Source organism: Methanosphaerula palustris E1-9c (assembly GCF_000021965.1).
Taxonomy (GTDB): domain Archaea; phylum Halobacteriota; class Methanomicrobia; order Methanomicrobiales; family Methanospirillaceae; genus Methanosphaerula; species Methanosphaerula palustris.
The window spans coordinates 788,000-801,713 of sequence record NC_011832.1; the positions used below are offsets into that span (position 1 = coordinate 788,000).

13 protein-coding genes are annotated in these 13,714 nt (G+C 55.1%); 3 read left to right on the forward strand and 10 right to left on the reverse strand.

Annotation, left to right across the window (positions count from 1 at the left end; genetic code table 11):
• Positions 1-10: 10 nt before the first annotated feature.
• Both MPAL_RS03940 and MPAL_RS03945 read right to left on the reverse strand, forming a co-directional pair.
• Positions 11-1,114, reverse strand: coding sequence for a glycerol dehydrogenase (locus MPAL_RS03940; protein WP_012617453.1), 1,104 nt, complete (start codon positions 1,112-1,114; stop codon positions 11-13).
• A gap of 402 nt (positions 1,115-1,516) precedes the next feature.
• Positions 1,517-1,948, reverse strand: a complete 432-nt coding sequence (locus tag MPAL_RS03945) for a nuclear transport factor 2 family protein (RefSeq protein ID WP_048145657.1) — start codon at positions 1,946-1,948, stop codon at positions 1,517-1,519.
• Between the two features lie 385 nt (positions 1,949-2,333).
• Between MPAL_RS03945 and MPAL_RS16135 the strand changes: the two genes are divergently transcribed.
• Positions 2,334-2,510, forward strand: a complete 177-nt coding sequence (locus MPAL_RS16135; protein ID WP_012617455.1) for a hypothetical protein — start codon at positions 2,334-2,336, stop codon at positions 2,508-2,510.
• Between the two features lie 66 nt (positions 2,511-2,576).
• Here MPAL_RS16135 and MPAL_RS03950 read toward each other — a convergent pair whose 3' ends face one another.
• The 7 genes from MPAL_RS03950 to MPAL_RS03980 all read right to left on the reverse strand — a co-directional run bounded on the left by MPAL_RS03950 (position 2,577) and on the right by MPAL_RS03980 (position 9,214).
• Positions 2,577-3,068, reverse strand: a complete 492-nt coding sequence (locus MPAL_RS03950; protein ID WP_012617456.1) for a hypothetical protein — start codon at positions 3,066-3,068, stop codon at positions 2,577-2,579.
• A 47-nt stretch (positions 3,069-3,115) separates the two neighbouring features.
• Positions 3,116-4,198 carry an MFS transporter gene (locus MPAL_RS03955; protein WP_012617457.1) on the reverse strand — a complete coding sequence of 361 codons (1,083 nt, stop codon included), beginning with the start codon at positions 4,196-4,198 and terminating at the stop codon, positions 3,116-3,118.
• 27 nt (positions 4,199-4,225) lie between these two features.
• On the reverse strand, positions 4,226-6,118 hold the full coding sequence (locus tag MPAL_RS03960; protein ID WP_012617458.1) for a beta-CASP ribonuclease aCPSF1: 1,893 nt from the start codon (positions 6,116-6,118) through the stop codon (positions 4,226-4,228).
• A gap of 22 nt (positions 6,119-6,140) precedes the next feature.
• The gene (gene psmB, locus MPAL_RS03965) at positions 6,141-6,776 is read right to left on the reverse strand and encodes an archaeal proteasome endopeptidase complex subunit beta (RefSeq protein WP_012617459.1); all 636 of its coding nucleotides are present in this window, start codon (positions 6,774-6,776) and stop codon (positions 6,141-6,143) included.
• Positions 6,777-6,873: 97 nt separating this feature from the next.
• A complete protein-coding gene (locus MPAL_RS03970; RefSeq protein WP_012617460.1) occupies positions 6,874-7,692 on the reverse strand; it encodes a CBS domain-containing protein in 819 nt (272 codons plus the stop codon).
• A 23-nt stretch (positions 7,693-7,715) separates the two neighbouring features.
• Positions 7,716-8,144 (reverse strand): universal stress protein, encoded by a 429-nt coding sequence (locus tag MPAL_RS03975; RefSeq protein WP_012617461.1) that lies wholly within the window; start codon positions 8,142-8,144, stop codon positions 7,716-7,718.
• Between the two features lie 26 nt (positions 8,145-8,170).
• On the reverse strand, positions 8,171-9,214 hold the full coding sequence (locus MPAL_RS03980) for an amidohydrolase family protein (protein ID WP_012617462.1): 1,044 nt from the start codon (positions 9,212-9,214) through the stop codon (positions 8,171-8,173).
• Between the two features lie 50 nt (positions 9,215-9,264).
• Here MPAL_RS03980 and MPAL_RS03985 point away from each other — a divergent pair, with 50 nt between their 5' ends.
• Complete coding sequence (locus tag MPAL_RS03985; RefSeq protein WP_012617463.1) at positions 9,265-9,426, forward strand: preprotein translocase subunit Sec61beta; 162 nt, start codon at positions 9,265-9,267, stop codon at positions 9,424-9,426.
• A gap of 25 nt (positions 9,427-9,451) precedes the next feature.
• Here the strand turns inward: MPAL_RS03985 and MPAL_RS03990 are convergent, their stop codons facing one another.
• Positions 9,452-10,216, reverse strand: coding sequence for a coenzyme F420-0:L-glutamate ligase (locus tag MPAL_RS03990; RefSeq protein WP_012617464.1), 765 nt, complete (start codon positions 10,214-10,216; stop codon positions 9,452-9,454).
• Positions 10,217-10,676: 460 nt separating this feature from the next.
• Between MPAL_RS03990 and MPAL_RS03995 the strand changes: the two genes are divergently transcribed.
• The gene (locus MPAL_RS03995; RefSeq protein ID WP_012617466.1) at positions 10,677-13,331 is read left to right on the forward strand and encodes an oligosaccharyl transferase, archaeosortase A system-associated; all 2,655 of its coding nucleotides are present in this window, start codon (positions 10,677-10,679) and stop codon (positions 13,329-13,331) included.
• Positions 13,332-13,714: the final 383 nt, after the last annotated feature.

The window sequence follows — 13,714 nt, forward strand, 5'->3', positions numbered from 1 at the left end:
TCCGGGGGTATCACATCCCCGCTGCACTGAATTTTCTTCCCCTGGCATCTGCCGCCATCAGGGCGTCAAACATCATATCAGGCGTCACGGTGAACGGCATACTGTCCATAAAATTCTGCGGACTGCATGCAGTCACCGCAACGCTCATGAGTTCATCACGGGTGAGATCCCGTGTACTTAATTCAGCTAATGAAACCGGGAGTCCCACGCTGGTGCAGAACCGGAGGACCTCTGCAATCTCCGCATCCGTCCTTTCTTCGAGGAGCATCTGAACGAGAGTACCAAATGCAACAAGTTCGCCGTGGTACATGGAGTGGCATGGGGGCAGTGCAGTAAAAGCATTGTAGACTGAATGGGCACAGGCAAGTCCGTTGCTCTCAAAACCCACCCCGCTGAGATAAATATTCGCTTCAATGATATTCTCGAGCTCCGGGGAACAGACCCGCTCTTCTGCAGAACGTTTGGCTTTCAGGCCGTCACGGATCAGGATCTCATAACACACCCGTGCCAGTGCCACAGAAGTAGTGGTCGGTTTTCCGCCGGCACAATTGTCATGGCCCGAGGCAGTGTTTGCCATGGCCTCGAAATACGTGGATAATGCATCCCCCATGCCGGCAACGAGAAACCGGACCGGTGCCTGGATGATGACATCCGTATCGACCAGGACCAGTTCCGGGTTTTGGGGAAGGAGAATATTGCCGTCAAAGACATGGTCTTCTGTGTAGGTAACGGCGATTGCGCTGGTGGGAGCGTCGGTCGATGCAATCGTGGGGACTGAAATAACCGGGCCCCTCTCATAAAATGCAACACCTTTTGCGGTATCGAGGGCCTTCCCTCCGCCTACCCCCACCACCACGGTGCAGTGATTCGCCCGGTACCTGGCCCGTATCTGGTCGATCTCGTTCCGTGTGCATTCTCCGCCGAATTTTTCAAAGACCGGTGCAGATCCGGAATCTCTGTAACTCTCCTCAATGACGCCTTTCAGATGATTGTATGCAAAACCCCCCATGACGAACAGAACCGGCCCGCCCAGGTAGGAGATGCGGTCTTTTATTCGTGAAAGTTCGCCTGGTCCCTGGATATATTTTGATGGTGATGCCAATACTCTGGACATACGATAATATCTCCTCGCTGTAACAGATTATTGTCGCTTCATACATAAACAGCAGACTTCAGCCGTAGTAAGAAGGAGAGGGGGCAGCAAAGGGACGCCGGCACTGATACGTCCTTGATGAGCAGACCCTGAACAGTACGGACCGGGCTCGTGGCGATTGGGTGGAGTGTATATTGGAAATACCGATACTCTGGAACTGATCGATCATTTCCGGGATTGAAGAGCGGGAGAATAGTAGCGCCGTAAAACTGGAATGAATCCCCGGGAAATTCTCAAAAAGGTAATGTCTGGTCTCTCCCGAAGATCTTCCTACCCGGAGTCCCGTCCGGTTATTATCGGCCCGGCCGTTCCCTTGCCCCGCACCTGGGCCGGCACGCACCATATACCGACCGGTTCCGTTCTTCACACACCAGGAAAGGATTGCCCTGCACTCTGTTCGCCATAGGGCATGGAGAAGTGGATCTGCTCGATGGACCACCGGCTTCCGGTATTTTTCAGCACCATCGTCGACCGGCCGTGCATGATCTGCGCTGGGGACTCGCCAGCCGTGAAGGTGATGGACGACCGGGTCGTGACCCATGCAACCGTTCCATCGCCGGCAATCTTCGTATCCGAAAAATCGACTGCAAGAACCGTTGCCTGGCTCATGTCACGCCGGATCTGCCGGATAAAATCCTGGCGATTCTCGATAACCTCGTCCGGCCCGCTGCCAAACCCGGAGATTTCGGGGGAGAATATCGCCATCATCTCCTGGAAGTCCTTCGTCCGGTATGCCGTGGCATACGCATCCATCGTTGCTCTGACCTCCGCCTTCTGTACATCTGTAAGAGTCATACCGGTTATCAGTGCCGAACCAATATCCATCTTTCTGTCCGGATGTGTGCACGACAGGATACCTGGTCCGGATCCGCATCTGCTTCTCCTGTCTGATACCGGAGTGCGGATCCCCTTTCTGGTACCATCCTCCGATCCCCGGTCCGGTTCCCGATGTAATCCTCAAACCCGGTACTCCCGGTCCGGCAGAAGACGGATTGGCATGCACAGAAGAGTGATCTGAGTGAGGACTATCAGGATTCTGGATATCGGGGATATGCAGAACGGCATTTTGCTGAATGATGGCAGCCTCTCCATCCATGGGGGCCCTATCATCATCGCACCGGCATGAGCGTTCCTGCTGCAGGCGGCAGGTGACGGACTTTTCGATCCTACCTTCGTTGAGATGGACACACATTTTGTTGAGGAATATGCCCTTATCGGAGGAGAACAGGCAGCCCCCGATCCATTGCGGGTACGGGGCGCGGAACTCCGAAAGACCCACGAATTCGACCCTGACGATGCGGCCGTCCTCGACTCCTGCGAGCGCGAAGCAGCGATCTATCCAAAATATAAATGGTAGTATGGGAACACGTTCTTTGTGATGCAGGCGATCTGATCGCCTTCTGATAAAAAAAGAAAAAAAGAGTTATACCACTGCAAGACTGACCGTCTGCTTCTGGACCGCCGTCCCTGAAGTGGCCGTCACCACGCCGTTCAGATTGATGTTCGCCGGGATACTGTCTGGAATCGTCAGTGGGTAGGTGAACGACTGGGGATAGGGCGGTTGCAGGGTGCCGAGATCATAGGTCTTCTTGAAGATCCCGGCACTGGCGGCGAGCGAGATCTGCACCGGCCCGGTGAACCCCTGTTGAGCCGTGACCTCTCCTGCGTAGGTGATCGTATCCCCTGCATGCCCGGTCGCCGAGGCCGGCGAGATCTTGAACGAGAACGGGGTTGCAGCACTGATTTCAGCCTGTGCAGCCGGCGTCGTCGTGGCCGTCTGATCGACGGTGGAATAGGGGAGCAGATCGGGAACAAAATGTTCTGCGATGAAGAGCGCCGTGCAGACGATCATCACCATCAGCACTATCCCCTTGATCGTACCCCAGAGCAATGATGGTCTCTTATTTCTGGCCATTATCTGTACTGTTGGAGAAGAAAACGCATTAAATGATTGTTCGGGGATCAGAAGACCCGCTTCAGACTGCACCCCGTGCACCGCCGGATCGTGATGGTGACGATGCCGACCATCCCGGCGACCACCAGAAAGGCCGGCACGCTCCCCATGTACTGAAAGACCGCTCCGCTGATCGTTGGCAGAATCGACATCCCGGCGTAGGTGGCTGAATTGTACAGCCCCATCGTCACCCCCTGCCCGGCGCCGGTCTCGGCCAGGAAGGCCATCTGTGCGATGGTCACGACCCCGGCGGCTGCCCCCATCACCGCGAACCCGACCGGCGTCAGGTAGCAGAGCAGGACCGAGAGCCCGAGAATCACCGACCCGGCCTGGATGGTGGGGATCGGATCGAGCCGGAACCGGGAGGCGACGAGAACCGCGATGATCGTTCCGATGTTCTGGAGGGCGATCTGCATCCCGAGCAGTTCTGCACTCTGGTCGGTGAATTCGGGGTACAGAGCGGTCACCGCCCCGGTAGCCCCCATCAGCAGAAATGCCGAGACATAGAGCCACCAGTGCGAGCGGAGTGCACCAGTGATCGGCTCCCTGGGGCTCAGCGGGCAGTCCACCTCCCTGACACCTGCACTCAATAGCAATGCGAGCGCTATCATCACCGTGAAGAGGATGAAACTCCCTGGAATCGTGTTGTATGAGTACTGTGCCGGGATCAGACCGGTGAGGATCAGGCCGGCGATCAGGCCTGCATTGATCGATGCCATGAACCAGCCGCTCAGAGGTCCATGGTCGGGCTGTGAATTCACCCAGGCCATGGCAGAGGAGATGAAGAGCCCTGCTCCAATCCCCTCAAGTAACCTCGCCCCGAGGATCACCATCGGGCCGGGCAGAAGGATCATCAGGACGCCACTGACAAGGCTCAGCAGCAACCCCGCCTGGATGAGCGGCACCCTGCCGAACCGTTCGCAGAGGACACCACCTGGAAGGACCATGCAGAGGGCTCCAATAAAGTACGCCGCGTACAAAAGGCCCTGCATCGCTGCCCCCTCTGCAAAGTGGGGGAGCACCGGGACGATGACATTGGAGAGGGCCATCACGGTAAATACGGCCAGGCAGAGGGTCAGGCGCTGTTTCATAAAAACGGGGTGAGATTCGAGTGGGTATCAGATCATCCGGTAGGTCTCGAGGTTCATCGGAGAGTGAGTCTCGATGTGATACCGCTTATAAATAGAACTGGCCAGATCGATCGTCTTGTTCTCGTCCCCATGGATCGTGAAGATCTTCTCGGGATGCGGCTGGACATGCCCGACAAAGTTCATCAACTGCCGCCGGTCGGAGTGACCGCTGAATCCGTCGACCGTCACGATCTCCAGATTGATCACGATCGTCTCGCGCCGGCCGAGCGGAACTTCCCGCCATCCCTTCTGGATTCTGCGGCCGAGGGTTCCGTCCGCCTGGTACCCGACAAAGACCAGGGCATTCTTCTCGTCGCCGGCCAGGTTGTGGAGGTACTCCATGACCGGCCCTCCGTTCATCATACCGCTGGTCGTGATGATCACGCACGGGTCGCCGAGCACCACCTTCTCACGGAGTTCGTTTGAGTCGACCTGCACGAAACATTCGGCCAGGAACGGGTTCAGCCCTTCGCGGAAGATCAGGTTTCGCAGGTCGCTGTTCAGATATTCCGGATAGGTGGTGTGGATCGCGGTCGCCTCTTTGATCATCCCGTCCAGATAGATCTTGACATTCGGGATCTTTCCAAGCCGCATCCCCTCCTCCAGGGCCAGCATCACCTCCTGTGAACGTCCGACTGCGAACGCAGGAATGATCACCTTACCGCTCCGTTCGAGCACCTTATTCACGGTCTCGTAGAGTTTCTCCTCGGCGTCCTTACGGGCCGGCTGCATATCGTTCGCCCCACCGTAGGTGCTCTCCATGAAGAGCGCTTCGAGCCGGGGGAACGTCGAGACGGCCGGGTTGAAGAGACGGCTCTTCCCATAGTTGAAGTCCCCGGTGAACGCGATATTGTACAGCCCGTCCCCGAGGTGGAAGTGGGCGATGGCTGACCCGAGGATATGCCCTGCATTGTGGAAGGTCAACTTGATATCCGGAGCGATATCGGTGACACTCCCATAGTTCAGGACGATCGAGTGTTTCAGGTAACTCTTGACATCGGCGGAGGTGTAGGGAATCTTCTTGTCCTCTTTCCTGATCACCTCGAGATAGTCGAGTTGGAGCATCGATGCGAGGTCGCGGGTCGGCGGTGTGCTGTAGACCGGCCCTTCATAGCCGTATTTATACAGCAGGGGAATCAGTGCGCAGTGGTCGAGGTGAGCGTGGGTCAGCACGACCGCATCGAGCTGAGAGAGTGGGTGGATCTCAGGCACATAGAGGTATGGCGTCCCGTTGTTATTGTTGTCGGGCTTCTCGCCACAGTCGATCAGCACCTTGCTCTCCGGTGTCGAGAGGAGGAATGCCGCTCTCCCGACCTCCCTGCAACATCCGAGCGTCGTGACCCTGACCCACTGGTCCTTGTTGGTGATCTCCCGGTGGATCCGTCGCCCGATCGTCCGCAGAAAGTCCTTCCGCTCGTCATTGACCGAGCGCATGAACTGGCGAACCTGCTTGACGGTGGTACTTTCGATCGGGGGGGTTCTGACCACCTTCGGCGTCCAGCCGATGGCCTTGGTAATCTCGCGGAGAGTTGCTCCGTTCTTTCCGATCACGACCCCTGGCTTCTCAGCCTCGATCAGTACTTCCCCGGTATCGGCATCGAAGAAGATGTCGGTGATGCCGGCACCCTCCGGGACGACCGACTTGATATCGTTCACCGCCTTCTCAGGCTCTTCGAGGATCGTCGGACGGATCACGATCCGCTTCCGCAGGTCACGGGCCAGGATCCGGATCAGGTCTGCCTCGTCGGCAAACCGCTTGGGGTCGTCTGTATAGATGGCCAGTTCCGGGCCTTCAAATTCCACCTGCGATACTGTGATGCCTGCCGGCACCTTCTCGTTGATCTTATCTCTGAGCTCCTTAAGCCTCTCTTCGATGACCATTAATATCGTCCTAAAAAAAAGTTTATGCGGTGACAGCAGCGGTATACTGCTCTAACCGTTCTTCAGATAATTCTGAATATGCGTCCTTGGTGATGATCACCACATGGATCCCTTCCCCTGATGCCGAGTCCCGCCGCATCGCTGCACGAAGTGCCCGGATCGCGAGTTCGATCGCCTCATCCTCAGTGAGGTCCTTCTTGTACCGGTCCTCAAGAACCCCGTAGGCCATCGGCGAACCGGAGCCTGTAGCGACGATATCGCTCTCTCTGGTCGCACCGCCCATGGCGTCGACCGAGTAGACACTCGGTCCTGTCGCATCGACACCGCCCACCAGCAGCTGAACATAGTAGGGGTAGCCCCGGTTCTGGTTCAGATAGTTCGACAGGAGCGTCGAGGATGCACCGACCGAGATGGACCGCCCGCGGCGGATCTGGTACAGGTTGCATTCAACAGACATGATCCGTGCCAGCTGCTGGGCATCCCCAACGCCGCCGGCCGTTGTCATTCCGATACGGTCTGCTACCTGGTATACCTTCTTCGCCCGCTTGCTTGCGATCATACTTCCCATGGTGGCACGCTTCTCAGTTGCGAGAATGATGCCGTCTTTAAAAACAATCCCGATGGTTGTCGTTCCTTTTAATGTCTCTGCTTCTGACATTGAAACACCCCAAAAATATTACACGCTATAATGAGTATAAAAAGCGCTTGCACGATATACAAAGCCCTTATGAAATTTATAGATTTGGTTAAAAGTACTAATTACAGAGCACTTTTATCAGTTCACGGTCAAAAAGCATCGCAATGAGCCTTTTATCCCCGTTGATCACAGGGAGCTGGTCGATACGTGCCCGCTTCATCTTCAGGGCACATTCGCTGACCTCCGCATTCAGAGGAACAGCGACGACGTTCTTCACCATTGCGTTCTTGACCGCCTTCTTCGGCAGCTGCACCTTGCTGATACTGTAACTGAGCGTATGATTGTCCCTGATACTCTCCCAGGTCCACTCATCATCGTCAGTTCCATTGGAGAAGTCGCTGACCCCGACACTGTCCTCGATCACCGTCGACCGGATCAGGTCGCGTTCAGAGATGATCCCTTTGAGGGTATTCTCGGAATCGAGGATCGGAATTGCATCGAACCCGGAGATCTCCATCACCTTGCCGACGACGGTCAGGGGGGTTTCTTCCCAGATCGCGAAGGTCTGGCTCGTATAGGTCCCCTTGATCACGTCAGTGATCTTCATATGTGCAATCGCATGGATCAGGTCTGAGACACTGATCAGCCCGATCAGGGAGTCATCCTCAACAACCGGAAGCCTGCGGATATTATGCTTGACCAGCAGCCGTGCGGCATCCCGAATCGTTGCACCGGGCCCGATCGTGATCGGGTCGGGTGTCATCAGCAGACCGAGTTGCGTCTCGTCTGGCTTTCTGAGCAGATCCTTCCGGGTGATGATCCCGATCAGACGCCCTTCCTTGATCACCGGAACGCCACTGATCCCGGTCCTCTTTAAGATCTTCAGGACATCGTCGCGGTTGCCTGGAATCTCCACACTGACCACATCAGAGGTCATGTAGTCCTGTACAAGCGCCTCCGTTATTCTCTCACCACCATTGTCGTTATCCTGCTGTTCATCACAACAAATGAACTGACACTCCCGAGGAGCAACCGTTCGATGTTACTCTTTCCGAGGGACCCGACAACGATCAGATCTACTGATATCTCTTCGGCAAGGGTGATGATCTCCTGGCCGGCATGTCCCTGTTTCAGATGGATGGTCATCTCAACCCCGACATCAGCAGCTTTCTTCGTTGCAGCGGAGAGAATCTCCTTTCCTTCCTTCTCCAGAAGGCTGTACATGACCTCCCAGGTATTGTCTACCGGGAGCGATGAGAAGAGACCGATCTCGACGACATATATCGCATGAAGTTCGGCATTCCAGGTCTTCGCCTCATCGATAGCCCGCTCCAGAGACTTCAGACTCTGACTCGACCCGTCTATTGCTACAAGTACTTTGTGGAACATATACACCTCTGGAAAACAGCCAAGTACTATTCCTTTTTTTGTTTTATAAGAGTATTGGACAGAACAGACCGGTCGACCCTTCTCACGATGCTCGTCACCATATCCTGGGAATGGATTAAACTCGTATTATGAGTATTTATCAATAAGAACTCTGCAGCACTCCCTTCTTTGATGTAAGGAGAACTGCCGGTCAGCAATGCTCCGTCGATCGCCGCATGCAACAATACGCGCGGATCTATCTGGTAGATCATCGATGTGAACGCCATCTCAGAGAAGAGGTCAGGTTCAACGAACATCACATTGTCGGTCCCGAGCAGTACCCTGCAGCCGGCATCGATCATCCTTCTCAGCGGCGGGTGATCCCGGGAGTCGGTGACCCCCAGCATCCAGTTTGAACGCGGACAGACAGCGATCGGTATCCCCTGGTCCGCGGCCTTTCTCAACTGTCGATCGGTGGCATGGGTCATATGGATCAGCAGGTCCGGATTATAACTGAGTGCTCTGTCGACATCAAACCGATCCCGTTCACCTGCATGGAATGCGACAAGTTTTTTGGCTATACGGGATCTGCTGACCGTTCCCTCGACATCCGGGCAGTCCCGGACGCTTGAGATTCCTGCCCCGTCGGCCACAGCCTCCCCGCCGTCCCGCCCGAGGATCACCGGTCGGCACGGGAGTCCTGTCGCGGCCTCCTTCAGAGCGGTCACCCCCTCGGTACCGCCCTCACGGAAATCGGCAAACCCGTGTATCCCGGCACTGATCATCCGCTCGATGCTCTGGTGCATTCCACAGGTCAGCGACTGGTGGCTCGCCGCCCGGAGCAGTCGGTGCTTGAGCCCGTCTGGCGGGGTCACCAGGTCAGTCAGATCGCCTTTTGCTGGACAATCCATCGCGATCGTATCGCCGAGATGGGTGTGGGCATTGAAGAAGGACGGGCAGATCCAGATCTCAGGTGCGGCACGAACCTCCTCTATCCGGTGGATGATCCCATTCAGGACTGAGATCTCCACGCACCGCTCCTCGAGGTCCTCCCCGATCAGTGCTCGTCCGCAACAGGTCTCTTCTGACATCTCGTTCCTCGGTGATTATTTAATATATTGATAAGGTGAAATATATCGGTATGGCAAAAAAGAAAGGCGGACGGTTGATCTCATCTGCCGGTCTTGTCAACTACTATGAGAGTGAAGACCGCAGGGCAATCCATATCGATCCGATGATAGTCATAGCGGTGGCAGCCGCAGTCGGTGTCATCATCTTTCTCCTGAACTATCTTGTAAAATAAGGGTATCCCTTTTTTCACAAATTTGTTATTCCTTCTGCTCATTTGCAGCCTGACTGGTCAGCGCCCTTCGAGTCAGATCTTCGTTCCGGTTGAAGTACAGGTTGTCGTGTCCTGACCAGGTCTCGCATCCCCTCACAACGACCACCGGCACACCGTTGTTGCTCTCGCCCATCACAAAGTTGGCGAACCCTGCAATCTCATCGATCACGGCTTCTTCGGTGATTGCAAGTTCATGACCGAAGAGATCGGTATCCCCACGGAAGTCACGGATCGCGGTCATCCCGCTCCAGCCGATCGCATGGCCCGTCTGCCCGCGTCGAAAGGACCGTCCGCAGGTGTCGGTGATGATCACCCGGATCTTCCTGCCAGTCAGTGCCTGCACCTGCTCCTGCACCTCGGCTGCGGCGCCCATCGGGTCGGATGGGAGCAGAATCACCTTTCCATCCTCGATGTTGGAATGGTCGACCCCGGCCCTGACCCCGATATGCCCGCATGTCAGGGCAGAGAGGATGAACGGTTCTTCAAGGATCAGTTCCTCTGATGCATCCAGCACCGCCTGCACAAACCGGGGATCTTCCCCGTTTCGTGCTGCCAGATGCTCTGCCTGTGCTCCTGGCTGTATGGTCGAGAGGTCCCGGGTATTTCCCTTCGCCTTGGAGTAGACGGTCGAGGCGATCACCAGGATGTCGCCGTCCAGAAGGGGGATCGAATCGGTGATCATCTTTTCGAGGTTATCCCCTGCTCTGATCAGAGGAAGGCCCTCCACCGGAAGGACGGTGATCGGTTGCATGGGTAGATTATCTGTCTGGATCCCGATAAATGGATAAGTTCCCTGCTGGGTATGATCGACCTCTGGAGTATTCTAACCTGTCCGGTTGCTTTTTGGCCGACACACCTTCTGTCAGAACACCCCTCCTCTGTCGATGGAATTTCTAGGGCTGATCTTCATCAGCGCGGTGATGAAGATTCTCCTGATACATATCTCCACCGGTCCTGACCTTCACCAGATGGTCTACCTGGTGGATTAAGGGATCCCCAGGTTGTTTGGGCTCATCCTCTTCAAAATTATAGCCGGACATCGCCTCTTTTCAGAGTTCGTTGAATTAGAGTTTTATTGTGGTAATCTCGTGGCAGGGTCATATCATCTTCGAGGAGTATCGGAATGAACTCATGATGCAGGTAGACCATGCCGGCGTATGCCAAATTTATAAACACTCATAGAAGAGAATTTTTATGAAATGGAGGGTCAGATGACTCACGTGGATCTCAAAGACTACAGAACATATCTAATTCCACTGCTCGTTGCTGTCTTTACGGCATTTGCGCTCTGGATCCGGATCCTGCCCGCTCTGCACATGGGCAGCTCCGATATTCTCAACTTTGTCGGCAGCGACGATCCGATCTATAATGTCAGGCTCGCCGAACTGATGGTCAATAACTTCCCGAACTATCCCTGGTTCGATCCGATGACCTACTTCCCGCAGGGGACGCATATCTTCTGGGGACCCCTCTTCACCACGATCATCGCTTCACTCTGTATGCTGACCGGGGCCCACACCAGTTCTGCGATCATCTTCGTCGCACTGCTGGTCCCGCCGCTGATGGCCGCGGCCATGGTTCCGATCACCTATAAGATTGGAGCAGTGCTCGGGAACTGGAAGACCGGTCTGTTCGCCGCGGCGTTCATCTCGGTGGTCTCAGGCCAGTACTTCTATCGTTCCCTCTTTGGGTACAGCGATCACCATATCGGCGAGGTCCTCTTCAGCACAATCTTCTGTCTGGCCTACATCTATGTGGTCCGGTACACTAGAACCCATACCGTTGATCTGGCAGACCGGTCGACATTGATGATGCCAGCTCTTCTCTCAGTTGCTGCCGGGATTGCCTATTTCCTCGGCCTGTTGCTGATGCCGACGATGATCCTGTTCGCGATGCTGGTTGGGATCTTCACGATCGTCCAGTTCATGATCGATGTCTATCGGAAGCATGAGACCTTTTCGCTATTGTTGATCAATACGATCACCTTCGGCGTGGCGATCATCTGCTTCCTGATCTTCGGCGTGAAATCATCAGGATTTGGGTTTGCTGCATACACCCTCGGTCACCCTATCGCGTATCTTTTGTTGATCGCGATGACGGCAGTGCTGTACCTGCTCGCCCAGAGACTTCACCTCAAGGAGGTCTACTATTATCCCCTGGTCCTTGCCGGTATTGCAATCGTCGGCGGGTTGATCCTGTTCCTCGTCATGCCTCAGGTCTATGGAGCGTTGATGGATAATCTGCTCGGCTTCTTTGGACAGAACTACATGTCCACCACCATCCAGGAGGCCCGGGGGTGGAGTGTTGAAGCGGCCTGGTCGACGTTCCATTTCGGCCTGCTGCTGATGTTCCTCGGGTTTGGCGTGCTCTTCTACCGGTGCTGGAACGAGCACCGCCCTGAGCACCTCTTCGTCCTCATCTGGTCGGTGGTGATCCTCTTTGCAACGATGCAGCACATCCGGTACGAGTATTACCTCGCTGCAAACATTGCGATCGTCGGAGGGCTTGCTGCCTCTACCTTCCTGGAACGCGGGTGGAAGGATATATCCCTGTTGCTCGGGATCAACGGCAAGAAGGCTGAAAAGCCGGCCCTGGTTGCTGATGTTGCCGGAGAGTCCCCAAAGAAACAGAAGAAGGCGCCGGTGAAGGCGAAGCATGTCCCTACCGCGTCAAGGGTCAACACGGTGAACCTCGGGATTTTTGTGGCGATCATCATCGTTTCCCTTCTGTTCGCCTACTGCTCGCTCTTTGCGGTGGATCTCAATAAAGACGGTTCCTCTGACTTTGTCCCGGCCTACTCGACAGCGAACTCCAATGTCTTTTCGATGAACGGGGACTGGCGTGAGGCGCTCGAATGGATGAAGGCCGAGACTCCCGATACCGGCATGGATATGAAGAAGATCTACAACGCAGAGAACTTCACCTATCCGCAGCAGGCCTATGGCGTGATGTCCTGGTGGGACTACGGTCATATGATCACCTACATTGCGCAGCGGATGCCGAATGCAAATCCATTCCAGGAAGGGGTCGACGGACCGACTGGGGCTGCCGCCTACTTCATGGCCACCAATGAGTCTGATGCTGACAAGATCCTCGATACGCTCAAGACCCGGTTTGTGGTGACTGATATCGAGATGGATGTCAGCAAATTCTGGGCGATGTCGACCTGGTACAACAGCACCGCTGCGTCGACCCCCTATCAACCGACGATGCTCACCACGACCTCATCGAGTTCGAGTTCGTACCAGACGGTGACGATCAACAACCAGTTGTATTATATGACCATGATCGCCCGGCTTCACACCTTCGATGGCTCGATGACCGATCCGACGACAGCCTACTACATCGAGTACAAGGACGCGGCCGCTGCCAAGACCAATTACCCGGTGATCACCAAGGCCGAGAGTCAGAACGCGACCGAAGCCCAGAAGAATGCCGATGCGTACAATCTCAAACCCGCAGCAGGCATGCATGCGATGGTTGGGAACCCGAACAACTTCCTGCCGGTCGGGCAGGTTCCTGCACTGCAGCACTACCGGCTCGTGCATGAGTCCTCCACCAATGGCGCTCAGAGCCTGATGGGTACTCAAACGGGAGTGCCTGACATCAAGTATGTGAAGGTCTTTGAGTACGTGAAGGGAGCGCATATCAAGGGAGATGGTGTGATCGAGGTGCCGGTCGTTACGAACACCGGCAGAACCTACACCTACCGACAGCAGAGCGTGAACGGTGAGTTCATCGTTCCGTATGCCACATCGGGCAACCCCTATGAGGTCAAAACGACCGGGTCGTATCATATCGTCGGCTCGGACAAGTCGTACGACGTGACCGAGTCTGATATACAGACCGGAGCCACGGTCGCCTGAATGCCCGACTTTCCTCTCTTTTTTTTGATTACTGTCGTGTATCACCACAGTCCTTTTCATATGATCCGGAAGAAGATCATCATTGATTTTTATCATTGGTGGAACCCAGCGATGGAGATACTCTGATGTTTTGGATCTCTCTCATTTTCGTCATGCTTGGTAATTGAAGAGAAGGAAATGGTTCTCTTCCCTTGTCGGTGCAGCCTCCCAGAATCATCGGTTACATATCAGAAGAGAAGAAATATCGGAATTTCTTAGAGGAGAGATGTATCGACACCACGTCAGCGTATCTTGGAAGGGTCAGTCCCAGTCAGGAAGAATAGAATGGTGTGGATCTTCGACAAGACCCCAGCAGAAATGTTCACGTAAAAAAAGAGTATAAT

Coding starts and splice junctions, on each gene's coding strand:
- MPAL_RS03940 (WP_012617453.1), bottom strand. CDS start 1,114: ATGTCCAGAGTATTGGCATCACCATCAAAATATATCCAGGGACCAGGC.
- MPAL_RS03945 (WP_048145657.1), bottom strand. CDS start 1,948: ATGACTCTTACAGATGTACAGAAGGCGGAGGTCAGAGCAACGATGGAT.
- MPAL_RS16135 (WP_012617455.1), top strand. CDS start 2,334: ATGGACACACATTTTGTTGAGGAATATGCCCTTATCGGAGGAGAACAG.
- MPAL_RS03950 (WP_012617456.1), bottom strand. CDS start 3,068: ATGGCCAGAAATAAGAGACCATCATTGCTCTGGGGTACGATCAAGGGG.
- MPAL_RS03955 (WP_012617457.1), bottom strand. CDS start 4,198: ATGAAACAGCGCCTGACCCTCTGCCTGGCCGTATTTACCGTGATGGCC.
- MPAL_RS03960 (WP_012617458.1), bottom strand. CDS start 6,118: ATGGTCATCGAAGAGAGGCTTAAGGAGCTCAGAGATAAGATCAACGAG.
- psmB (WP_012617459.1), bottom strand. CDS start 6,776: ATGTCAGAAGCAGAGACATTAAAAGGAACGACAACCATCGGGATTGTT.
- MPAL_RS03970 (WP_012617460.1), bottom strand. CDS start 7,692: ATGACCTCTGATGTGGTCAGTGTGGAGATTCCAGGCAACCGCGACGAT.
- MPAL_RS03975 (WP_012617461.1), bottom strand. CDS start 8,144: ATGTTCCACAAAGTACTTGTAGCAATAGACGGGTCGAGTCAGAGTCTG.
- MPAL_RS03980 (WP_012617462.1), bottom strand. CDS start 9,214: ATGTCAGAAGAGACCTGTTGCGGACGAGCACTGATCGGGGAGGACCTC.
- MPAL_RS03985 (WP_012617463.1), top strand. CDS start 9,265: ATGGCAAAAAAGAAAGGCGGACGGTTGATCTCATCTGCCGGTCTTGTC.
- MPAL_RS03990 (WP_012617464.1), bottom strand. CDS start 10,216: ATGCAACCGATCACCGTCCTTCCGGTGGAGGGCCTTCCTCTGATCAGA.
- MPAL_RS03995 (WP_012617466.1), top strand. CDS start 10,677: ATGACTCACGTGGATCTCAAAGACTACAGAACATATCTAATTCCACTG.